Annotated in this window: 20 protein-coding genes and 1 pseudogene; 10 read left to right on the forward strand and 11 right to left on the reverse strand. The window is 73.8% G+C overall.

The annotated features are described in order from the left end of the window. Positions 1–42: 42 nt before the first annotated feature. Positions 43–813, forward strand: a complete 771-nt coding sequence (locus O7620_RS01990; RefSeq protein ID WP_151488343.1) for a hypothetical protein — start codon at positions 43–45, stop codon at positions 811–813. Beyond that, positions 810–2,087 (forward strand): FAD-binding protein, encoded by a 1,278-nt coding sequence (locus O7620_RS01995; RefSeq protein WP_278121548.1) that lies wholly within the window; start codon positions 810–812, stop codon positions 2,085–2,087. The genes O7620_RS01990 and O7620_RS01995 overlap by 4 nt, the downstream gene beginning before the upstream one ends. Here the strand turns inward: O7620_RS01995 and O7620_RS02000 are convergent. Both O7620_RS02000 and O7620_RS02005 read right to left on the reverse strand, forming a co-directional pair. Continuing rightward, positions 2,072–3,217, reverse strand: a complete 1,146-nt coding sequence (locus O7620_RS02000; RefSeq protein WP_278121549.1) for a site-2 protease family protein — start codon at positions 3,215–3,217, stop codon at positions 2,072–2,074. The genes O7620_RS01995 and O7620_RS02000 overlap by 16 nt on opposite strands. A gap of 36 nt (positions 3,218–3,253) precedes the next feature. After that, positions 3,254–4,120, reverse strand: coding sequence for an alpha/beta fold hydrolase (locus O7620_RS02005; RefSeq protein ID WP_278121551.1), 867 nt, complete (start codon positions 4,118–4,120; stop codon positions 3,254–3,256). A 240-nt stretch (positions 4,121–4,360) separates the two neighbouring features. Here O7620_RS02005 and O7620_RS02010 point away from each other — a divergent pair, with 240 nt between their 5' ends. Both O7620_RS02010 and O7620_RS02015 read left to right on the forward strand, forming a co-directional pair. Further along, a complete protein-coding gene (locus O7620_RS02010; protein ID WP_278121552.1) occupies positions 4,361–5,281 on the forward strand; it encodes an ABC transporter ATP-binding protein in 921 nt (306 codons plus the stop codon). A gap of 3 nt (positions 5,282–5,284) precedes the next feature. Continuing rightward, complete coding sequence (locus O7620_RS02015; protein WP_278121554.1) at positions 5,285–6,034, forward strand: ABC transporter permease; 750 nt, start codon at positions 5,285–5,287, stop codon at positions 6,032–6,034. A gap of 44 nt (positions 6,035–6,078) precedes the next feature. On the opposite strand, the gene O7620_RS02020 is transcribed toward O7620_RS02015, so the two are convergent. Together O7620_RS02020 and O7620_RS02025 are read right to left on the reverse strand one after the other, a co-directional pair. Next, entirely contained in the window at positions 6,079–6,216 is a 138-nt protein-coding gene (locus tag O7620_RS02020) for a hypothetical protein (protein WP_278121556.1), read from the reverse strand. A gap of 21 nt (positions 6,217–6,237) precedes the next feature. Beyond that, positions 6,238–6,576 (reverse strand): hypothetical protein, encoded by a 339-nt coding sequence (locus O7620_RS02025; protein WP_278121557.1) that lies wholly within the window; start codon positions 6,574–6,576, stop codon positions 6,238–6,240. A 14-nt stretch (positions 6,577–6,590) separates the two neighbouring features. On the opposite strand from O7620_RS02025, the gene O7620_RS02030 reads away from it, so the two are divergent. Together O7620_RS02030 and O7620_RS02035 are read left to right on the forward strand one after the other, a co-directional pair. After that, positions 6,591–7,019 carry a hypothetical protein gene (locus O7620_RS02030; protein ID WP_278121558.1) on the forward strand — a complete coding sequence of 143 codons (429 nt, stop codon included), beginning with the start codon at positions 6,591–6,593 and terminating at the stop codon, positions 7,017–7,019. Further along, entirely contained in the window at positions 7,016–7,648 is a 633-nt protein-coding gene (locus O7620_RS02035; RefSeq protein ID WP_278121560.1) for a response regulator transcription factor, read from the forward strand. The genes O7620_RS02030 and O7620_RS02035 overlap by 4 nt, the downstream gene beginning before the upstream one ends. A gap of 11 nt (positions 7,649–7,659) precedes the next feature. Here the strand turns inward: O7620_RS02035 and O7620_RS02040 are convergent, their stop codons facing one another. Then, positions 7,660–8,571 carry a L,D-transpeptidase gene (locus tag O7620_RS02040; protein ID WP_278121562.1) on the reverse strand — a complete coding sequence of 304 codons (912 nt, stop codon included), beginning with the start codon at positions 8,569–8,571 and terminating at the stop codon, positions 7,660–7,662. A gap of 74 nt (positions 8,572–8,645) precedes the next feature. After that, positions 8,646–10,091, reverse strand: a complete 1,446-nt coding sequence (locus O7620_RS02045; protein ID WP_278121564.1) for an alpha-amylase family protein — start codon at positions 10,089–10,091, stop codon at positions 8,646–8,648. Positions 10,092–10,372: 281 nt separating this feature from the next. Here O7620_RS02045 and O7620_RS02050 point away from each other — a divergent pair, with 281 nt between their 5' ends. From O7620_RS02050 to O7620_RS02065, 4 genes are read left to right on the forward strand one after another with little or no spacing between them, the layout of a single operon-like run. After that, positions 10,373–12,037 (forward strand): hypothetical protein, encoded by a 1,665-nt coding sequence (locus O7620_RS02050; RefSeq protein WP_278121565.1) that lies wholly within the window; start codon positions 10,373–10,375, stop codon positions 12,035–12,037. After that, positions 12,037–13,500, forward strand: coding sequence for an NADH-quinone oxidoreductase subunit NuoF family protein (locus O7620_RS02055; RefSeq protein WP_192580346.1), 1,464 nt, complete (start codon positions 12,037–12,039; stop codon positions 13,498–13,500). The genes O7620_RS02050 and O7620_RS02055 overlap by 1 nt, the downstream gene beginning before the upstream one ends. 37 nt (positions 13,501–13,537) lie before the next feature. Next, on the forward strand, positions 13,538–14,158 hold the full coding sequence (locus O7620_RS02060) for a redoxin domain-containing protein (protein WP_278121568.1): 621 nt from the start codon (positions 13,538–13,540) through the stop codon (positions 14,156–14,158). Then, on the forward strand, positions 14,155–15,090 hold the full coding sequence (locus O7620_RS02065) for a cytochrome c biogenesis protein CcdA (RefSeq protein ID WP_278121570.1): 936 nt from the start codon (positions 14,155–14,157) through the stop codon (positions 15,088–15,090). Before O7620_RS02060 ends, O7620_RS02065 begins: the two co-directional genes overlap by 4 nt. Here O7620_RS02065 and serS read toward each other — a convergent pair. The 5 genes and pseudogenes from serS to O7620_RS02090 all read right to left on the reverse strand — a co-directional run. After that, the gene (gene serS, locus O7620_RS02070; protein ID WP_278126814.1) at positions 15,087–16,370 is read right to left on the reverse strand and encodes a serine--tRNA ligase; all 1,284 of its coding nucleotides are present in this window, start codon (positions 16,368–16,370) and stop codon (positions 15,087–15,089) included. The genes O7620_RS02065 and serS overlap by 4 nt on opposite strands. Positions 16,371–16,466: 96 nt before the next feature. Next, complete coding sequence (locus tag O7620_RS02075; protein ID WP_278121572.1) at positions 16,467–17,549, reverse strand: MerR family transcriptional regulator; 1,083 nt, start codon at positions 17,547–17,549, stop codon at positions 16,467–16,469. A 25-nt stretch (positions 17,550–17,574) separates the two neighbouring features. After that, positions 17,575–18,771 carry a saccharopine dehydrogenase NADP-binding domain-containing protein gene (locus O7620_RS02080; protein ID WP_151493108.1) on the reverse strand — a complete coding sequence of 399 codons (1,197 nt, stop codon included), beginning with the start codon at positions 18,769–18,771 and terminating at the stop codon, positions 17,575–17,577. Positions 18,772–18,811: 40 nt separating this feature from the next. Then, positions 18,812–19,960, reverse strand: a complete 1,149-nt coding sequence (locus tag O7620_RS02085) for an alcohol dehydrogenase catalytic domain-containing protein (RefSeq protein ID WP_278121575.1) — start codon at positions 19,958–19,960, stop codon at positions 18,812–18,814. After that, positions 19,957–20,274 (reverse strand): annotated as a pseudogene (locus O7620_RS02090) (hypothetical protein); the annotation flags it as partial. The gene O7620_RS02085 and the pseudogene O7620_RS02090, both read right to left, overlap by 4 nt. Positions 20,275–20,426 lie beyond the last annotated feature (152 nt).

Below are 20,426 nucleotides of genomic sequence, written 5' to 3' on the forward strand. Positions count from 1 at the left end.
GCGCCCGGTCTGTCGGAGGATGCGGGGACCGACGCCACGGTCATGAACGGGGGTCCGAGCGTGGAACTGCGCCGGAGTCGGGGCGCCCTGGTGCTCGCCCTGGTCTGCGTACTCGGTGGGGTGGTTCTGCTGGCCCTGCCCCGCGACGGGGCGCTGCTACGGACGATCATCGCGGTCGGTGCCATCGCCCTCGGTGTCGTCGCGCTGGTCAGCGCGTTGCGGCCGTTCCGGTTCGGGATCGGCGCGGACGGGCTCACCATCCGCCGGCCCGGCCTGCGCCGGTCGATCCGGTGGGCCGAGGTCGACGCCGTGGTCCTCGACGAGCCGCCCCGGCGCGACGGCCGTCCGGAGCCGCCCCGGCTGCTGCTGGTGCCCGCGCCAGACGTGCCGCTCGAGCCGGTGACCGCCCGCCATCCGATCGACGGCCGGCCCGCCATCGAGTTGCTCGTCCTCGACCAGGTCCGCGAGCAACCCGAGCAGGTGTCGGCCGCGCTCACCCGCTACGCCGGCGACCGCTTCGTGGATCTGCCCGCGTTGCGCCGCGCCGCCTTCGCCGACCCGGACCTCCCCACCGGCCTGCGCGGCTACCGGATGGACCAGGTCGACCGGTTGATCCGGCGCGGCCAGGACGCCCTGGTGTCCGGCGACGCGCAGACCCGGCAGGCGGCGCGCGGCGAGATTGAACGCCTCCGCGCCGCCGGCCTGCCGGTCGCCCAGCGGGGGTACGGCACGCTGGCGACCGAGGCCGCTCTGGACGCCCTCGTCGCCGCGTTGGCCGACCACCAGTCCACCGATCGGGAGACCGCCACATGATCGCGCAAGACCGAAGCGGCCAGCCGGCCGTGGACGTGCCACGCCGCAACTGGGCCGGCAACGTGCGCTACTCCGCGCGGGCGTTCCACCGGCCCACGTCCACCGACGAGCTGCGCCGGCTCGTCGCCGGCAGCGACCGGATCCGGGCGGTCGGCACCGGGCACTCCTTCAACCGCTTCGGCGACACCGACGGCGACCTCGTCACCCTGGCCGGTCTGCCCCCGCGGATCGAGGTGGACCCGGAGCGCGGGCGGGTCACCGTCGCCGGCACGCTGCGCTACGGCGACGTTGCCCGACACCTGCACACCCAGGGGTACGCGCTGGCGAACCTCGCCTCGCTGCCGCACATCTCGGTGGCCGGCGCGGTGGCCACCGCCACCCACGGCTCCGGCCAGACCCAAGGCAACCTGGCGACCTCCGTCGCCGCGCTGGAGCTGGTCACCGCCGACGGCGAGCTGCTCCGGGTGGACCGCGACAGCGACGGGGACACGTTCGCCGGCATGGTGGTCGGGCTCGGCGCGCTCGGCCTGGTCACCCGGGTCACCCTGGACGTGGTGCCGACCTTCGAGCTGCGCCAGTACGTCCGCCTCGACCTGGCCCGCGAGGCGCTGGACGAGGCGCTCGGCTCGGCGTACAGCGTGAGTGTCTTCACCGACTGGCGTACGCCGCGACTGCGGGAGGTGTGGCGCAAGCAGGTGGTGGACCAGCCGCCGCCGGAGGCGGACTGGTTGGGCACCACGGCCGCCGACGAGCCCCGGCACCCGGTGCTCGGGATGCCGGCGGAGAACTGCACCCCGCAGCTCGGCGCGCCGGGCCCGTGGCACGAACGACTGCCGCACTTCAAGCTCGGCTTCACCCCGAGCAGCGGCGACGAACTCCAGTCCGAGTACCACCTGCCCCGCTCGGCGGCGATCGAGGCGCTGGCCGCGTTGGACGACGTGGCGCACCTGATCGCCGAGGTGTTGCAGGTGTGTGAGCTGCGGACGGTCGCGGCGGACGAGCTGTGGCTCAGCCCGAACCACCGGCGGGACAGCTTCGTCGTGCACTTCACCTGGATCGACGACGCCACCGCGGTGCTGCCGGTCCTGGCCGCCGTCGAGGAGCGCCTGGCACCGTTCGCGCCCCGCCCGCACTGGGGCAAGGTCTTCGTCACCGACCCGGCGGAGCTGGCCGCCCGCTACCCGAGGTACGACGACGCCAGGGCCCTGCTGACCCACCTGGACCCGACCGGGAAGTTCCGCACCGACCTGCTGGACCGCTACTTTCCGCGCTGACCGGCCGGGGTGCGCAGGGTGCCGCGCTGGACGGCGCGGCTGATGTCGCTGGGGGAGACGATGCCGGCCAGACGGCCGTCGTCGTCCACCACGAGGGCGCGGCCGTCGGCGCACTCGCTGAGCCGGGGGAGCAGGTCGTTGAGCTGTTCACCGGGACGGGCGAGGACCAGTTGGTCGGCCCGGCACGCCACCTCGGCCAGGCTGGTCGACGCCCGCCGGTCGGCCGGTACGCCCCGCACCCGGTCCAGGGTGACCAGGCCGGTCGGCCGGCCCTCCTCGGTCAGGGGCAGCGCCGAATGCCGGTACGCGAACAGGTAGTGGTCGACGAAGTCGGCCACCGTCATCTCCGCCGACGCGGTCTGCGGCTGCGGCGTCATCACCTCGCCGACCCGGATGCCCCGCAACGCGCTGCCGGTGCGGGCCTGCCGCTCCTCCATCCCGGCGGCGCCGATCAGGAACCAGCCGATCAGCGCCAGCCAGAGCCCACCGAACCCGACCCCGGACAGGAACTGCCACAGCCCGAGGCCGATCAGCAGCACCCCCAGCACCCAACCGGCGCGGGCCGCGACCACGGACGCCCGAGTCCGGTCACCGGTGGCCTTCCAGACGGCGGCGCGCAGCAACCGACCGCCGTCCAGCGGCGCGGCCGGCAGTACGTTGAAGACGGCCAGCAGCACGTTGATGCCGGCCAGCCACGCCACCGCCCCGAAGAGCAGCCCGCCGGGCCCGACCAGCGCCAACAGCACCGCGATGGCACCGAAGAACGCCCCGATCAGCAGACTGACCAGCGGGCCGACGCCGGCGATCCGCAGCTCCGCGCCCGGGTCGCGCGGCTCGCCCCGCAGCTCGGCCACCCCGCCGAACAACCACAGCGTGATGCCGTCGACCTCCAGCCCGTTGCGCTTCGCCACCACCGCGTGCGACACCTCGTGGGCGAGCAGACCGACGAAGAAGACCACCGCCGCGGCCAGGCCCGCGAGGGCGTACGCCACCGGTGACCGATCGGGGTACGAACGGGGGAACTGGTTGGCGGCCAGCCCCCACGCGATCAGCGCGAAGATGACCAGAACGCTCCAGTTGACCCCGACCGGCACACCCGCGATCCGGCCAAGCCGGAAACTCGCCCTCATCCCTTGCCGTTACCCCGGGCCGGCTGGCCCATGCGCTCAGCGGCGAGGGGTCTCGCTGGCGATGGTCGCCTCCCGGGGCAGCGCCGCCGCCCGCAATGCCCAGTCCAGCGCGTAGTCGGCGATGTCCTCCCAGCCGTCCTGCCCGACGGTGAAGTGCGACCGGCCGGGGAACTCCTCGTACGCGGTGAGGGCCCGGGACTTCTGGTACAGCCCCGCGTTGGCGCGGACCACCGACGCCGGCACCACGTGGTCGACCTCGCCGGCCATCAGCAGCAGCGGCGCGCGGTCGTCGCGCCCGACGTCGACGCGGGCGGGTGAGCGCGGGTCGACGTTGGCGAACGCGCCCTCGAAGAAGACCCGCCCGGCACCGGGGACGGCGTAGCGCTGCCAGGCCCGGTCGGAGTCTTCGCGGCTCATGGCGTTGCCGAAGGTGTAGGCGAAGTCGTCCGGGGTGAACGGGACGGCCTTGCTCCGGTTGGCGGGGCTGCGCAGGATCGGGAAGCCGGAGCGCAGCTGGCTCAACGGCACCTTGAGCACGCCCTTCACCGCCGCCGGATGCACCCCCACCACCGCCGCGCCGAGACCCCGGTCGGCGAGGACCTGGGCGAACAGGCCGCCGAACGAGTGCCCCATGATGATCGGCGGTCGGGGCAGCGCCCGGATGATCCGGTCGTAGTGCGCGACGATCGTGGCCATGCTCTGCTCGGCGATCGGGCCGGGATCGTCGCGCAACTGCTCCACGGACCGGTCCATCCCGGGCCAGGCGGGGGCGATGACGTGCATGCCCCGCGTGGTGAACCGCTCGGCCCACCCCTCCCAGCTGCGCGGGGTCATCCAGAGTCCGTGGATCAGCACGACCGTGTCGACCCGGCCCTGCGGCCGGCCCTGCGGTGTGGCGTCCATCGCTGTCCCTCCCGGTGTCGCGGCGTCCGGCCCGGCGGTTACCCGTTGGCGCGGGGGGAATTCCTCCGATGAGCGTGATGACCCACAGGCATCTTGATGACTCAGGGGCATCACGCTCGTTGCGGTCCGTGCCCGCGTGTCAGTCACTCTCCGTGTCGCCCGGGCCCCTGACAAATGTCACGGCCGGGACGTGACGGCCGCTCCGGGCATCGGGGTACGCGCCGCCGGAGCATCGGTGACATGACCACGGCACCCACGCATCCGACACCCACGCATCCGGCCGTCGAGTTGGACGGCCTCACCAAGACGTTCGGCGCGGTCACCGCGGTCGACGGGCTGAGCCTGCGGGTGCAGCCCGGCGAGGTGGTGGCGTTCCTCGGCCCGAACGGCGCTGGCAAGACCACCACCATCGACATGCTGCTCGGGCTGGCCCGGCCGGACGCGGGCGCCGTCCGCGTCCTCGGCGGTACGCCGGACGAGGCGGTGGCCCGGGGGCGGGTCGCCGCCGTACTCCAGACCGGCGGGCTGCTCAAGGACCTCACCGTGGGTGAGACGGTCCGGATGACCGCCCACTTCTACCGGCACACCCGCCCGGCGGCGGAGGTGCTGGAGCGGGCCGGGATCGCCGACATCGCCGACCGGGTGGTCGGGCGCTGCTCGGGCGGTCAGCAGCAGCGGCTGCGTTTCGCACTGGCCCTGCTGCCGGACCCGGACCTGATGGTCCTCGACGAGCCGACCACCGGCATGGACGTGGAGGGTCGGCGGGACTTCTGGCAGGCCCTGCGCCGCGACGCCCGGGCCGGACGGACGGTCATCTTCGCCACCCACTACCTCGACGAGGCGGACGCGTACGCCGACCGGATCGTGCTCGTCCGGCAGGGGCGCGTCGTGGCCGACGGCACCACCGCCCAGATCAAAAACCTGGCTGCCGGCCGCACGGTACGGGCCACCCTGCCCGGGGCCGACCAGGCCGCGCTCGCGGCGCTGCCCGGTGTGGACGCCGTGGAGGTGCGCGGCGACAGCGTGCTGGTGCGCACCGGTGACTCGGACACGATCGCCCGGCACCTGCTCACCCGGACCGCCGCCCGGGACGTGGAGATCACCTCCCGCAACCTCGAGGACGCCTTCCTCGCCCTGACCACCGAGCGCATCGGAGCCTGAGAGATGACCATGTTGGGTGGGTTCGCCCCTGCCGTTCTGCACATCGAGTTGCGCCGGGTGCTGCGCAACCGCCGTACCCTCGCCTTCACGTTGATCATGCCGGGGGTCTTCTTCCTCATCTTCGGCCTGCCGCAGGGCGGTCAGAGCCTGGACAACGGCCGGCCCGTGACGGCGTACGTCATGATCAGCCTGGCCGTGTACGCGGCCATGGTGGCGACCACCAGCGCGGGTGGCGCGGTGGCCACCGAGCGGGCGCTGGGCTGGAGCCGGCAGTTGCGGCTCACCCCGCTGCGCCCGACCGCGTACGTGGCCACGAAGCTGGTCACCGCGATGACCCTCGGCCTGCTCGCGGTCGTAGTCGAGTTCCTGGTGGGCGCCGCGGCCGGGGTCCGCATCCCGGCGTACGTCTGGCTGCTGTCCGGCCTGGCCGCCTGGATCGGCTCGCTGGTCTTCGCCGCGTTCGGTCTCTTCATCGGCTACCTGGTGCCGGCCGAGAACGTCATGCAGTTCATCGGCCCGATCTTGGCCGTGCTGGCCATGTTCGGCGGGCTGTTCGTCCCGGTCGAGGTGCTGCCGCACGTGCTTCAGCAGGTCGCGAAGTTCACCCCGGTGTACGGCATGGGAGAGCTGTCCCGTGCCCCGCTGACCGGTGACGGGGTCAGCATGGCCGGGGTGGCGAACATGGTCTTCTGGGCCCTGGTCTTCGGCATCGGTGCGGCCCGGCTGTTCCGCCGCGACACCGCGCGGGTCTGACGGCCGGCGGCCGTTAGCGTGGACCCGATGGACTCGCTGACGGGTCAGCCCCGACCGGTGAGCCGCCGCTGGCGGTTCACCGGCTGGCTGCTGGCCGCCGTCTGGCTGTTCTTCCTCAACGTGCCGCTCTCCACCGCGCTGGACCAGCCGCAGCCGTGGCGGCGGATCGTCGGCGTCGCCACCCTTGTCGCCTTCGGCCTCGGCTACGTGCTGCTCTTCCAGTGGGCCCGCAACCTGCGCGAGCACCTCCGACCGATCCCGTCACGCCGGGCCGGGATCTTGCTTGTGGGGTTGGTCGTGCTGGGTCTGGCCAGCATCCCGGGCACCGCCGGGGACTGGACGGCCACGCTTGTGTTCGTGGCCGCGGCAGCGGTGTTCCTGCTGCAGGCGGTGCAGGCGTTGATCATCGTGGCGCTCTGCGCGCTGATCCCCCTGGTGGGGGCCTGGCTGGTGCCGTCCTGGACGGGGGAGAGCACGGTCACCGTCGCGGTGCTGCTCGCCTCGTTCGCCATGTTCGGCGTGTCCCGGCTGGCCCAGCGCAACAGCGAGCTCCGAGGTGGAGGCGCTGGCCCGGGCGGCGCTGGCCGACGTGCGGCAGACCGTCGGGGCGTACCGCGAGGTCACCCTCGCCGCGGAGCTGGCCGGCGCCCGCTCCGCGCTGGCCGCGGCGGGCATCGCGGCCGAGCTACCGGTCGCCGTGCCGGAGCTGCCGCACGACTGGGACCGGTTGTTCGGCTGGACGGTGCGGGAAGGGGTGACCAACGTGGTCCGGCACAGCGGGGCGCGGTGCTGCACGATCCGGGTGGACCCGGACGGGGTCGAGGTGAGCGACGACGGGCGCGGGCCGTCCGCTCCGGACGCCACCGGGCACGGGCTGCTCGGCCTGCGCGAGCGGGCGCGGCGGCTGGACGCCGTGGTCACCGTGGGGCGCCGGGACGGCGGCGGCTTCCTGCTGCGGGTGCACGCGCCGGGGGAGGCCCGGTGAGCGGTCCGTCCACGCCGATCCGGCTGCTGCTCGCCGACGATCAGGCGCTGGTCCGTGGCGCGCTGGCCGCGCTGCTCTCGTTGGAGTCGGACCTGACCGTGGTGGCCGAGGTCGGCCGGGGCGACGAGGTGGTGCCCGAGGCGCTGCGACACACGCCCGACGTGGCCCTGCTGGACGTGGAGATGCCCGGCCTGGACGGGATTGCCGCGACCGCCGCGCTGCGGAGCGCGTTGCCGACCTGCCGGGTGCTGGTGGTGACCACGTTCGGTCGGCCCGGCTACCTGCGCCGGGCCATGGAGGCCGGCGCGAACGGCTTCGTGGTCAAGGACACCCCGGCCCGGCAGCTCGCCGACGCGGTCCGCCGGGTGCACGCCGGCCTGCGGGTGGTCGACCCGACGCTGGCCGCGGAGACCCTGGCGACCGGTGCCAGCCCGCTGACCGAACGGGAGACGGCGGTGCTGCGGGCGGCACGGGGTGGCGGCACCGTCGCCGACCTGGCCGCGACGCTGCACCTGTCCGAGGGGACGGTGCGTAACCACCTGTCGGCGGCGATCGGCAAGACCGGTGGCCGCAACCGAGCCGACGCGGTCCGTGTCGCCGAGTCCAACGGTTGGCTGCTCGGCGAGTGAGCGGGCTCCGCTCAGGCGGTCGGCGGCGGCGTGGGCAGCTGGTCGACCACCACCAGGCTGCTGCCGGGACGCACCTCGGCGAGCAGTTCCCGTTGGCCGCTGCGGGTGACCCGGATGCAGCCGTTGGTGGTGTTCTCGCCCAGTTCGTCGTCGTTGTACCAGGTGTGCAGGCCGATGTGCGCGCCGCGCAGCCCGGTCGGCACCGCCTCGGGGTCGTCGGGCACCGAGCCGAGGGCGTAGATGTCCACCCCGCCGTAGACCTCCTCCGGTGGCGGCGTGCGGCCCAGGATGAAGGTGCGGCCCAGCGGGGTCTCCTGCCCCTCCTGGCCGAGGCTGGTCTGCCACGAGCGCACCGCCTTGCCGGCCCGGTACCAGGTCAGCCGGTGGACCTTGCGTTCCACCACGATCTGGTCGCGCAGCGCCACCGTGGCGAACCCGCCCGGCGGCAACCAGGCGAGCATCCGGTTGGCCGAGGGCAACAGGACGGCCGTCCAGCCGACCCGCTTCTGGGCGACCGGCACGGTCAGCTCGACACCGGCGAGCGTCGGTTCGAGGAAGGCCAGCGGACGTCCACCGGGCGCGTCGTACGCGGCGATCCGGCGGGTCGGGTGCACGCCCTCGGTCAGCGGCGTGGTGTCCATGGTGGCCGGATCGGCGGGGAACCCCTTCGGCGCGGGGTCGTAGTCGATCACCGGCAGCCCGTCCGGGGCGGGCGCGGCCGGCGGGATCGACTCCTGCGGGCTCTGCTCGACACTGCTCGGCGTCGGGTCGGCGGCCACCACGCGCCGGTCGTCGGGGGCCGTCGCGCGCGGGGTGAGAGCCTGGCCGACCAGCAGCGCGACGACCAGCAGCACGGGTACGGCGATGGCGGCGGCGATCCAGCGAGGGCGACGGCGGTACGGCGACATTCGGTCAAACGGCACCAAACCACTTTATGGTGGCGGATGGCTCGGGGCCCCCGGTTCGGCGATACCCGCCGGCCGGGAGCCCCGGTCGATCAGACCCGCGCGCCGATGTGGATGGCCACGGCGTCGTGCGCCGGCACGTTGGCGGCGAACCACCCGTTACCGTCCACCGTGATCACCGGACCGCTGCACGAGCCGCCGGCGTACGTGCCGTGGATGACGTCGCAGTACCGGCCGGCGGGCAGGCCCGTGAAGTACGAGCGGCCGTTGACCGCGGAGTCCTCGTCGTTGACCGTGATGAAGCCCTTGCCGCTGCGGCTGAACGCGATGTGGTTGTTGCCGTTGTCGTACCAGTTGGCCACGCCGGCGCCCTCGGTGGCGTTGCGGAAGCCGACCATGTTCGCGATCACCGGCCAGCGGTGCTCGCACTCCCAGCCCGAGTAGCAGGTGGTGTTCAGCGTCTTGTTGGCGCCGTCCGAGGGCGGGCCGGCGTCGCGGTTGCTGAAGGTGTAGCTGGACATGACGGTCGGCGACCCGTACGGCCAGGCCAGCATGAAGGCGTTCGCCAGGGCGTAGATCCCCCGGTCCTTGTAGGTGAGCACCCCGCCGGAGTCGCGCTGGGTGTCGTGGTTGTCCACGAACACCGAGGCCGGGCCGGTGGGTAGGTGGCCCCAGCCCTCGCCGAAGTTGCGCAGGTACGCCAGCCGCTCGGAGCGGAACACCCGGGCCAGGTCCTTGCCGTAGCGGAACTCGTGCACGTCACCGATGCCGGTGTACTCGGTCGGCTGGACCGGCTCGCCGGCGCCGTAGATGACCTCCTGCACGATGTACGCCGAGCGGGACAGCTTGCCCTTGATCGCGGCGATGTCGGCGGCCGGCATGTGCTTGCTGGCATCCATCCGGAACCCGTCGACGCCGAGCGAGAGCAGGTCGTTGAGGTACGCGGCGATCTTCGTGCGGACGTAGTCGGACTCGGTCTTCAGGTCCGAGAGGTTGACCAGCTCGCAGTTCTGCACCTCGTACCGGTCGTTGTAGTTGGCGATGTCGTCGCCGCCGTTGCGGCCGCAGTGGTGGAAGTCCTGGGTCTGGTAGATGCCCGGGTAGTCGTAGTGCGCGTACGACGAGCCGGCCCAGCCGGTGCCGCCGCTGTCCTGACCGGACATGTGGTTGACCACCGCGTCGACGATGACCTTGACCCCGGCGGCGTGGCAGGTGTTCACCATCGAATGGAACTGGGCCCGGGTGCCCTTGCGGGACTCGATCCGGTAGCTGACCGGCTGGTACGCCAGCCACCACTGGTTGCCCCGCACATGCTCCTGCGGGGGTGAGACCTGGACGTAGCCGTAGCCCTTCGGGCCGAGCGTGCTCTGGCACTCGCTGGCCACCGAGGGCCAGTTCCACTCGAAGAGCTGGACGATGACCTTCTTGCCGCCGGACGGGGCGGCGACGGCCGGGGGTGCCGTCACGGCGGTGGGGGCGAGCAGGGCGGCGATCAGGCCGAGGGCGAGGATCGCCGGACCGCGTCGACGTCGGTGCATCGGGACTCCTGACGGGAGCGGGGGTGGGGGTGGTGGCGCCGTGGGGGAGAAGCCTGAGGCTGCCGGAATCTTGCAACCCAGACTGAAATTTGCGGAAAGGTTACAAGCGTGTTGCAACGACTGTCAATGCATGGACATTCGTCGCTGTCCGCGCCGGCGCGCGCGGGGAGGCCCGACGCACGCCGACCCCACCTGGTTCGATCGCGGCCCATAAATTTTCGCCGACGGATGATCCGCCAACCCCGCCGGTCCGTACTGGATGGGGGAGCAGGGGTCGGCCGGTGGTACGCCGCCGCGAGACGATCGAGGAGCAGATGGCCCGGGCACAGCAGAACCAGAAGGCGGCCACCGTCCGGACCAGCGAGAGCAGTCGGGGGGTACGCACCCGATCGCGGTCCGCGACCGCCGTGTTGATCGCGTCGGCACTCGCCGCGCTCTGGGCGGCGACCATGCTGACCGGCGCCGGCCAGACGGCGTACGCGTACGGCTTCTTCTTCACCGAGTTCTTCGCCGGGGTGATCGCCCTGGTGGCGTTGAGCCTCACCGTGATGCTCGGCCTGCTCGCCACCGACAGGCTGGTGCTGCGCATCTCGCACCGGGTGCTGATGCAGTCGGCGCACCGGGCCACCGGCGTGCTCGGCGTGGCCGGGCTGGTCTTCCACGTCCTCACGAAGATCGCCACCGGGCGGGCTGCGGCCACCGACGCCCTGGTGCCGTTCGTCGGCGGTAGGGGACTCTACGTCGGGCTCGGCACGGTGGCCGCCCTGCTGATGGTCAGCGTGATCTGGACCGGCATCATCCGGGCCCGCTTCGCCGGTGTCGGTCCGAAGTGGCTGTGGCGCGCGCTGCACTCCACCGCGTACCTGTCCTGGCCGTTCGCCGTGTTCCACGGCCTCAACGCCGGTCGGGCCGCGGCCTCCTGGGTGGTCCTCAGCTATCTCGGCTGCATCCTGCTGGTCGTGCTGGCGCTGCTGGTGCGGCTGTCGGTCACTATCGGCCGGCGCAGCCGCGAGCAGCACCAGGCCGCGGTGCGCAACAAGGTCATGGCCGGCCGGGCCGACGAGGAGAGCCGCGGCCGGTCGCTGCTCGCCGGGCTGGGACGACGCCGCGACTCCACCGAGGACAAGCGTCCGGCCTGGGCGGAGGCCACCACCGCCACGTGGACCGCGCCGGCCGGCACCGCGCGGCGCGACCCCGACCGGTTCACCGTCCCGGTGGTGCCCGAGCCCGGCTCGCTCGTCGAGCCCGCCCGGCCCAGCCGCCGCCGACGCGAGGAGGAACCGGCGGCCCGCCGCGACACCGTACGGTCCACGCGTGACCGGCGCGACGAGGCGGAGCCGACCACCCGCCGGTCCACCCGCCGCGGCACCGAGGAGACCGTCACCCGTCGACGCGACGAGGAGGAACTGGAGCCGGTGACCCGGCGACGCGGGTCGCGCACCCGCGAGCGGGACGAGGAGACGGCCCCGACCCGGCGGCGACGCGCCGAGGAGCCGGCCGCCGAGCGGACCGGCCGACGGTCCCGCTCCGAGGAGGACGGCACCCGCTACTCGGCGCCTCCGCAGCGGACCGTCGACGAGCCCGAGGAGCCGTGGGACAGTCCGCGCCGGTGGCAGGCCGCCGAGCCGATCTCGGCCGGCCCGGTCTCCGCCGAGCCGATCTCGGCCGGCCCGATCTCCGCCGGCCCGATCTCGGCGGCGCCGCGCAGCGGCAGTGGTCGGCACAGCGCCGAGGACGACCTGCCGGAGGAGCCGGACTACTGGCGTCCGCCGGCCCGGTACGTGCCGGACGAGGTGGCGCCACCCGCCGACGACACCCCGACCCTGGTCGACCTGGCGTCGCGGCGCGCGCGACGGGCCGAGGGCCGGTCCGCCAAGCGCCGCAAGGCCAACGCGGACGCGGTGGACGGCGCGTACTGGGCGGGGCTGCGGGGTGAGGCCAAGTGATGCGGACGGCCGTGCCCCCGGTTGCCTGTGTCGGCGAGCCACGCCTGACCGCCGGCTTCGCCGAGTTCGGCCGGCTCGACCTGGCCGCGCACGAGGAGGTGCACGGGCCGATCGGGCCGATGGAGCCGGCGCAGTTGCTCCGACTCGCCGAGGGCATGCAGCTCAAGGGCAAGGGCGGGGCGGGCTTCCCGTTCGCCCGCAAGCTGCGCGCCGTGCTGGAGTCCTGCGAGCGGCAGGACCTCGCCGCCGTGGTGGTGGTCAACGCCAGCGAGGGGGAGCCGGCCAGCTGGAAGGACAAGGTGCTGCTGACCCGCGCCCCGCACCTGATCCTCGACGGCGCGGCGCTGGCCGCGTACGCGCTGGACGCCGAGGAGATCGTGATCGGCGTCGCCGACGACGGCGTGGGCCGGGACTCGCTGATGGAGGCCCTGGCGGAGCGCCGGATGCCGGTGCAGACCACCATCGTCACCGTGCCGCACCGGTTCATCTCCGGCGAGGGCGGCGCACTCGTCAACGGCATCAACGGGCTGCCGCACATCCCGCCGGGCACCAAGAAGCGCTCCAGCGACTCCGGCGTCGGCGGCCTGCCCACCCTGCTGTCCAACGCCGAGACGTACGCCCAGCTCGCCGTCGGTGCGCGACTCGGCCCGTACGAGTACGCGGCGCTCGGCACCGACGACGAGCCGGGCACCGTGCTGCTCACCGTGACCGGCGCGGCGGCCCGCCCCGCGGTCGTGGAGTGCACCGCCGGCATGCCACTGCGTGACGTCCTCGACTTGTGCGAGGTCCCGGACGTCCAGGGCATCCTGATGGGCGGCTACCACGGCAAGTGGATCACCCCGGAGGCGGCGGAGAAGGCCGAGGTGTCCCGCAGGGGCCTCGCCGCGGTCGGCGGTGCCCTCGGCGCGGGCATCATCATCCCGATCGGAGTCGACACCTGCCCGCTCGGCGAGGCCGCCCAGGTGGTGCGTTACCTGGCCGGCGAGTCCGCCGGCCAGTGCGGACCGTGCAAGATGGGCCTGCCCGACCTGGCCCGCGCGGTGGACCTGGCCGTCGCCGGCAGCCAACCGGCGGACGTGGTGCGGGCCGCCGCCGGCGAGGTGAAGGGCCGGGGCGCGTGCAGCCATCCGGACGGCACCGCCCGGTTCGCCCTCTCCGCCATCGAGGTCTTCACCGAGGACCTGCGGCTGCACAGCACCGGCGACGGCTGCGGCCGGCGGGTCAAGGGCGTCATGGGGCTGCCCGGCGCACCCGACCCCAACCCGCAGAAACTCACCCTGGACTGGTCGCGCTGCGACGGCCACGGGCTCTGCGCGCACGTGGTGCCCGACTTCATCCGGCTCGACGGCAACGGATACCCGGCCTTCCCGCCCACCCCGGTGCCGACGTGGCTGCGCGAGGGCGCGCTCAAGGCGGTGAAGGTCTGCCCGGAGCTGGCGCTGCGCCTCGCCAAGGCCGAGTAGGAACGGCACCACTCACCCCTGTCGAACGGAGAAGCTGATGCGGTTGCGGATCGGGCGAACAGGGGCGAGCGCCGCCACCGCCGGGGCGTTCCTCGCCGCCCTGCTCGCCGTGGCCTCCTGCACGGGACCGGTGCCGCCCGACGCGGTCGCCGTCGGCGCCACGCCGAATCCGACCGGCACCCCTGCGGCCGGCCCGAGCGGCACCGCTGCGGCCGGCCCGACCGGTTCACCGTCGGCGATGCCGGCCCGGGTGCCGGACACCCTGCGCTTCACCGGGACCACCCTCACCGGCGCCGCGTTCGACGCGGCGAACCTCGCCGGCCGGCCCGTCGTGCTGTGGTTCTGGGCGCCCTGGTGCGCCACCTGCGCCAGCCAGGCGTGGACGGTGGCCGAGATCGCGCCCCGGTACCGGGACACCGTGCCGATCATCGGCGTCGCCGGGCTGGGCGAGCAGCGGGCCATGAAGGAGTTCGTCACCGAGTTCGACCTCGCCGGGACACCGCAGATCGACGACCGTAAGGGCGCGCTCTGGAAGCGGTTCACGGTGACCGAACAGAGCACCTTCGTGATCATCGACCGGGACGGCAGGGTCGTCCACCAGGGCTTCCTGGACGGTGAAGCGCTCACCGCCCGCGTCGGCGCGCTGGCCGGGGCGTGACCGCCGCACTGCTGCTCGCGCTGACCGCCGGCATGCTCGGCGCGGTCAACCCGTGCGGCTTCGCGTTGCTGCCCGCGTACCTCTCGCTGTTGGTCGCCGGCGCGTCGGACACCCGCGGCGCGGTCGGCCGCGCGCTCACCGCGGCGGCCGGGCTGACCGTGGGGTACGTGCTGGTCTTCGGCGCCTTCGGCCTGGCACTCGCGCCGCTCGCCGGCTGGCTGCGGCCCCGGCTGCCGTGGTTGACCGTGACGCTGGGGGTGCTGCTGCTGGTGGCCGGCTGCTGGCTGCTCGCCGGACGGCGACTGCCTTCCCCCGGCTGGTCGGCCCGGGCACCTCAGCTGACCCGGTCCTGGCCGTCGATGGCGCTGTTCGGCGCGGTGTACGCCCTCGCCTCGCTCGGCTGCGCCATCGCGCCGTTCCTGGCCATCGTGGTGACCAGCCTCCAAGCCGGCTCGACCGGGAGGGGGCTGGCCCTGTTCGGGGCGTACGCCCTCGGGATGGGGTTGGTGGTCGCGGTCGCCGCGCTCGGTGTGGCGCTGCTGCGCGACGGTCTGGTGGCCCGGCTGCGGGTCGCCGGCGCCCTGGTGCCCCGCCTCAGCGGCCTGGTCCTGCTGCTCGCCGGCGGCTACGTCGCCTGGTACGGCTGGTACGAGCTGCGCCTGGCCGCCGGCCGCCGCGACGCCCTCCAGGACCCGGTCATCCGGGCGGCGTCCCAGGTCCAACGAACCCTGGCCGACGCCCTGGATGCCGTAGGCCCAGCGCTCCTCCTGACCGCCCTGACCGCCCTACTCTGCGTGACAGCCCTAACCCGCCGTCGCTCCCGCCCCCGCCCCCGCGATCTTGCAGTTTCTGTGGCGACAGAAGCCGCACACCGCCGCAATGCAGCGACAGAAAGTGCAAGATCGGCGGAGAGGGTGGGGGGTGCGGGCTAGCGGGGGGTCAGGCGGTCGGTGCCCAGACGGTTCTGGAGGACCTCGGGGATCAGGACGCTGCCGTCGGCCTGCTGGTACTGCTCCAGGATGGCCGGGAAGAGCCGGCTCGTGGCCAGCGCGGAGCCGTTGAGCGTGTGCACGAAGCGGGTCTGCTTGCCGCCCGGCTCCCGGTAGCGGATGGCCGCCCGGCGGGCCTGGTAGTCGCCGCCCCAGGAGACCGACGACACCTCCTTGTACTTGTCCATGCTCGGCATCCACACCTCGATGTCGAGGGTCTTGCGCATGGAGGCGCTCGCGTCGCCGGCCGACAGCAGGCTGCGCTGGTAGTGCAGCCCCAGCCTCTCCACCAGGCTCTCGGCGTGGGTGACCATCTCCTCCAGCGCCGCGTCCGCCTGCTCCGGCAACGTGAACTGGAAGATCTCCACCTTGTTGAACTGGTGACCGCGCACGGTGCCGCGCTCGTCCGAATGTGAGCCGGCCGCCTCCCGGCGGTAGCACGGCGTGTACGCGAAACGCTTCAGCGGCAGCTTCGGCGTCTCCAGGATCTCGTCCTGGTACGCCCCGAGGATCGCCGTCTCCGAGGTGGGCAGCAGGAACTGCCCGCGCGGGGCCGACTCGGAGTCCAGGTGGTAGACGTCGTCGTAGAACTTCGGGAACTGCCCGGCGGCGAAGCCGGCCGTGTCGAGCAGCAGGTGAGGCGGCAGCAGGAACTCGTAGCCGGCCTGGACGTTCTCGTCGATGAGGAAGTTGAGCAGCGCCCACTCCAGCCGGGCGCCCATCCCCGTGTACATCCAGAAGCCGGAGCCGCCGAGCTTCACGCCGCGCTCGTGGTCGACGAGACCGAGCATCCGCGACAGCTCCACGTGGTCGCGGACCTTCTCGATCACCGGCGGCTCACCGAAGGTCTTGACGACCCGGTTGGCTTCCTTGCCGCCGGCCACCACGTCGTCGGCGGGCAGGTTGGGCAGCTCGCTCATCGCGGTGCGCAGCCGCCCCTGCACCTCGTTCAGCTCGGACTCCAGCTCGGAGAGCTGCCGGCGACCGGCCTCGGGCGCGACGACGTCCGGCTCGCGGCCGGCGCGCTTCGCCTCCGCGTACGCGCGGGCCTCCGCCTTGCGGCGCTGCCGATCGGCGTCGATCTCCGTGATCAGGGCGCGTCGTTCCTGGTCGAGCCGCTGGATCTCGTCCAGGGATCGGGTGACCTCGGCGGGATCCAGTCGCTTCGCCAACGCGGTCGCCACCGCCTCGCGATCCTTCCGGATCAACTCCATGTCGAGCATGCTGCTCCGTACGCCTCCGTCCGGGGTCACAGGTGGACCCCCAGATGCTACCGTCGCGCCCGTTTCGACCCGGGACGGGGAGTGACGAGCCCGGTTCTACAGCCGGATCGGCATCAGCACGGAGTAGGTGTCCGCGTCGTCCGGTCGTCGTACCGCCAGCGGGGCGACCGGCCCGTCCAGCTCCAGCACCAGCTGGGGAGCGCCGGCGGCGTCCAGCGCGTCCAGCAGGTAGCCACCGTTGACGCCGACCCGCAGCGCGTCGGTGCCCAGGTCGGCGGCGGGCAGCAGGCGCAGGCCGCCCTGGTCGTCGACGCCGAGCACGGTGACCGCCAGCGCCTCGCCGTCGTGCTCGCGGGCCACCGTCGGGGCCGCCGGGTCGGCCAGCGCGGCGCGCAGCGCCGCCACGTCCACCGGGATCCGCCGTGCGGCCGGCCGCTCGCCGACGGCCTTGCGCAGCAGACGGCGGTAGTCCGGGAAGTCGTACGACAGGGCGCTGCCGGTCAGCGTCCGGCCGGCCACCGCCACACGCAGATCCGCGCCCGCCACGGTCAGCCGCACCGGCCAGGCGTCGGCCGCGTCGAGCAGCGGCCGGAGCTGGTCGACGAGATCCACCGGCACGAACACCCGCACCGGCGGGCCGTCGACGTCCGCCCCGGCCCGGGCCAGCGCGAGCCGGTACCGGTCGGTGGCGACGAGCCGGACACCGTCGGACTCCACGTCGAGCAGCACACCGGAGAGCATCGGCAGTTCCGGGTCGGCGCCGACGGCGAAGCGCACCGCGTCGACCGCGGCGGCCAGGTCGGCGGGGGTGAGCAGCAGCGTGGTGGTGGCCGGCTGGGCCGGGTCGACCAGGGCGCGGAGCCGGGTCACCTCACGGCGGGCGTCGGCGAGGCCGTCGACCAGCCGGCGCAGGTGCGTGTCGAGCAGCCGGTGCACCGCGGCCGGCTCGGCGCGTACCGCGGCGGCGATCTCCGGCACCGGCATGCCGATCCGGCGCAGCCCGGCCACCAGCCGGGCCGGGGCGATCTGCTCGTTGGTGTACCAGCGGTAGCCGGTCACCGGGTCGACCAGGGCCGGCTCCAGCACCCCCGCCGAGTCGTAGAAGCGCAGCGCGCTGACGGTCAGGCCGCTGGCCCGGGCCAGCTCACCGATGCTGTGCAGGTCGCTCACGCCGGGCATCCTGCCCCCTCGACCGGGTCGAGGGTCAAGCCGGGTGCTCCGCGGTGGTCTGCTCGAGCACCCGGAAGGTGAGCCCCGCCCGGACCAGCCGGTCGAGCAGCGCGTCGCCCATCGCGGTGACCGGGGTGACCTGCCCGGCGGTCGGCGGCAGCTCGTCGAACGCCAGGCAGAGCGCCGACTCGGCGAGCATCTTCGCCGTCTCGTCGTAGCCCGGGTCGCCGCCGGCCACCTCGGTGAGCACCCGCCGCCCGCCGCCGGCGCCGACGAACCGGACCCGGAACCAGGCCGCCGCCCGCTGCTGCGGCGTCGGCCCCTGCCCGGAGCTGAGCCGGCCGAGCAGCCAGCGTCGGGTGGGTGGCACCTTCACCAGGCCCACCAGCGCGCCGAGCCCGGCCGCGCCCGCCAGCACGGTCGGTAGCCGCTTCACCGCGGCGAAGTGCCGGTAGCGGAAGTCCGGGCCGTACTCCGGGCGGGCCGCCGCCGAGCGGCGCACCACCTGCGGGTCGATGGTGGGCAGCGGCACGGTCCAGATGCCCAGCTCCGCCGAGCGGGTCAGCCGGCCCGGCACCGCCCGGACCCGGCGGTCGGTGGGGCGCGGTTCGACCGCCCGGCGGTCCCGTGCGGCCCGACTGGCCTGCCCGGTACGGGAGAACGCGGTGAGCGCGGAATGGTACGTGCCGGCGGAGAACCGGGCCGAGGCCCGGACGTAACCGTCCACGGTGATCGGCCCGTCGGCGGGCAGTTGCTTGACGGTGAACCAGACGCCCAGGTCGTGTGGGACGGAGTCGAACCCGCAGGCGTGCACCAGCCGCGCGCCGGTGCGGGTCGCCTCGGCGTGGTGGCGGACGTACATCAGGTCGACGAACTCCGGCTCACCGGTGATGTCCAGGTAGTCGGTGCCGGCCCCGGCGCAGGCGGCGACCAGCGGCTCCCCGTGCCGGACGTACGGGCCGACGGTGCTGGCGACCACCCGGGCGCTGGTGGCCACCGCGCGCAGCGAGTCGGCGTCGGTCACGTCGGCGCTGAGCAGCGGCAGGTCGGCCAGGGCGGGGTCGATCGCGGCGAGCCGGTCCCGCACGGCGGCGAGCCGGTCCGGGTTGCGCCCGGCCAGCGCCCAGCGCAGCCCGGGTGGTGCGTGCCGGGCCAGGTACTCGGCCGTGAGCCCGCCGGTGAACCCGGTCGCCCCGAACAACACCACGTCGTACGTTCGCTCCCCAGCCATCCCGCGAGTCTGCCATCCGCCGGCTCCGACGGCTCATCGGTCACGGGCTGAAGACCGCCCGGACGCAGCCGTCGGCGCGGTCCCGGAACAGCGCGTACCCCTGCGGGGCGTCCTCCAGCGGCAGCCGGTGGGTGGCCAGATGCTCGGTCCGCAGCTCGTCACGGGCCATCCGGTCCAGCAACATGGGTACGTCCCGCAGGTCGGGCCGGCGGGCCCCGCGCAGGGCGAGCCGCTTGCCGGTCACCGTGCCCAGCGGGAACGCGTCGACGAAACCGTCGGTCCCGCCGAGCACCACCACGGTGCCGCCCTTGCGGCAGGCGTGCACCGCCTCGCGCAGCGCGTCCGGGCGGTCGCCGAGCCGGACGCCGAAGCGGTCGGCGATCGACCGGGCGGGTGGCTCGCCGACCGCCACCACACACACGTCCGGTCCGCGCCCACCACTGCGGACCCGCAGCTCGGCCGAGACGTCGGTGTGGTCGTAGTTCAGCGGCTCCGCGCCCGCGTGCCGTCGCGCCATCCGCAGCCGCTCCTCGTGCCGGTCCACCACGATCACCTTCGCGCAGCCGTGCAGCACCGCCGCGCGGGCGGTCAACTGGCCCACCGCCCCGGCGCCCCAGACCGCCACCACGTCCCCCGGGCGTACCGCGCCCAGCTCGGCGGCCAGCCAGCCGGTCGGGGCCGCGTCGGCGGCGAACAGCGCCCGTTCGTCGTCCACCACGTCCGGCACTCGGAACGCGCTCGCGTCCGCGTACGGCACCCGCACGTACTGGGCGTGACCACCGGCGAAGCCGCCCGCCGCGCGGGGCCGCCCGAAGCAGCCGACGTCGGAGCGTCCCCAACCCTCGTCCGCGCTCGCCGGCTCGGTGCTGCCGTTGTCGCAGCAGGAGTGCAGGCCGGCGCGGCAGTACCAGCATCCGCCGCAGGCGACGCTAGCGCCGACCACCACCCGGTCACCGGTCCGGTGCCGGCGGACCGCCGGCCCGGTCTCGACGACCTCGCCGAGGAACTCCGCGCCGAGCACGTCACCGGTGCGCAGCAGCGGATCCCGTCCGGCCAGCAGCGGCAGGTCGGCGCCGCAGGTGGCACTTCGACGCACCCGCACGATGACGTCCCGCTCGTTGCGCAGTTCCGGGTCGGGCACCTCGCGTACCGCCAGCTCGCCCGCGCCCACCCAGCACAGCGCCCTCACCCGCGGGCCTCGGGCCGGTCCAGCGCCGAGCGGTCCGCGCGCAGCACCTCGCCGGTCTCGACGCGTTGCTTGACCTGGCGCAACGTCCGGCGGACCAGCAGCATCGGGTCGTCGCCGACCAGGTGCGCGGTGAGCCCGGCGGCCGGGGTCGCCCCGGCCAGCGGGCGGGCAGCCAGCTCGGTGCCCCGGTCACCCGGCGCCGTCCGCACCCGCACCTCGACGGAGCCGTCCAGGCGCCGCAGCGGCTCGGGCCACCGCCCGCCGGGAAGCACCTGCTCCGGCGGCCGGTCCACGGTGACGACCTCCCACCCTCCCCGTCGATCTTGCAATTTGGGTCGTCGGAGTGCGGTGTCGTGCGGCTTTTGTCGCGACAGAAACTGCACGATCGCGGAGGTGCGGCGGCGGGGTATCCGCAACAGGCGTGTCAGGGGTCGCATCGGTCCACCCGTCCTCCCGGTCCACGTCC

The sequence above is a fragment of the Micromonospora sp. WMMD710 genome (genome assembly GCF_029626045.1).
Lineage (GTDB): Bacteria > Actinomycetota > Actinomycetes > Mycobacteriales > Micromonosporaceae > Micromonospora.

Excerpts from the sequence above, each read along its gene's own strand:
- O7620_RS02015 (WP_278121554.1), top strand. The coding sequence starts at position 5,285 with ATGACCATGTTGGGTGGGTTCGCCCCTGCCGTTCTGCACATCGAGTTG.
- O7620_RS01990 (WP_151488343.1), top strand. The coding sequence starts at position 43 with ATGAACGGGGGTCCGAGCGTGGAACTGCGCCGGAGTCGGGGCGCCCTG.
- serS (WP_278126814.1), bottom strand. The coding sequence starts at position 16,370 with ATGCTCGACATGGAGTTGATCCGGAAGGATCGCGAGGCGGTGGCGACC.
- O7620_RS02075 (WP_278121572.1), bottom strand. The coding sequence starts at position 17,549 with ATGCCCGGCGTGAGCGACCTGCACAGCATCGGTGAGCTGGCCCGGGCC.
- O7620_RS02000 (WP_278121549.1), bottom strand. The coding sequence starts at position 3,217 with ATGAGGGCGAGTTTCCGGCTTGGCCGGATCGCGGGTGTGCCGGTCGGG.
- O7620_RS02080 (WP_151493108.1), bottom strand. The coding sequence starts at position 18,771 with ATGGCTGGGGAGCGAACGTACGACGTGGTGTTGTTCGGGGCGACCGGG.
- O7620_RS02045 (WP_278121564.1), bottom strand. The coding sequence starts at position 10,091 with ATGCACCGACGTCGACGCGGTCCGGCGATCCTCGCCCTCGGCCTGATC.
- O7620_RS01995 (WP_278121548.1), top strand. The coding sequence starts at position 810 with ATGATCGCGCAAGACCGAAGCGGCCAGCCGGCCGTGGACGTGCCACGC.
- O7620_RS02010 (WP_278121552.1), top strand. The coding sequence starts at position 4,361 with ATGACCACGGCACCCACGCATCCGACACCCACGCATCCGGCCGTCGAG.
- O7620_RS02005 (WP_278121551.1), bottom strand. The coding sequence starts at position 4,120 with ATGGACGCCACACCGCAGGGCCGGCCGCAGGGCCGGGTCGACACGGTC.
- O7620_RS02060 (WP_278121568.1), top strand. The coding sequence starts at position 13,538 with ATGCGGTTGCGGATCGGGCGAACAGGGGCGAGCGCCGCCACCGCCGGG.
- O7620_RS02055 (WP_192580346.1), top strand. The coding sequence starts at position 12,037 with ATGCGGACGGCCGTGCCCCCGGTTGCCTGTGTCGGCGAGCCACGCCTG.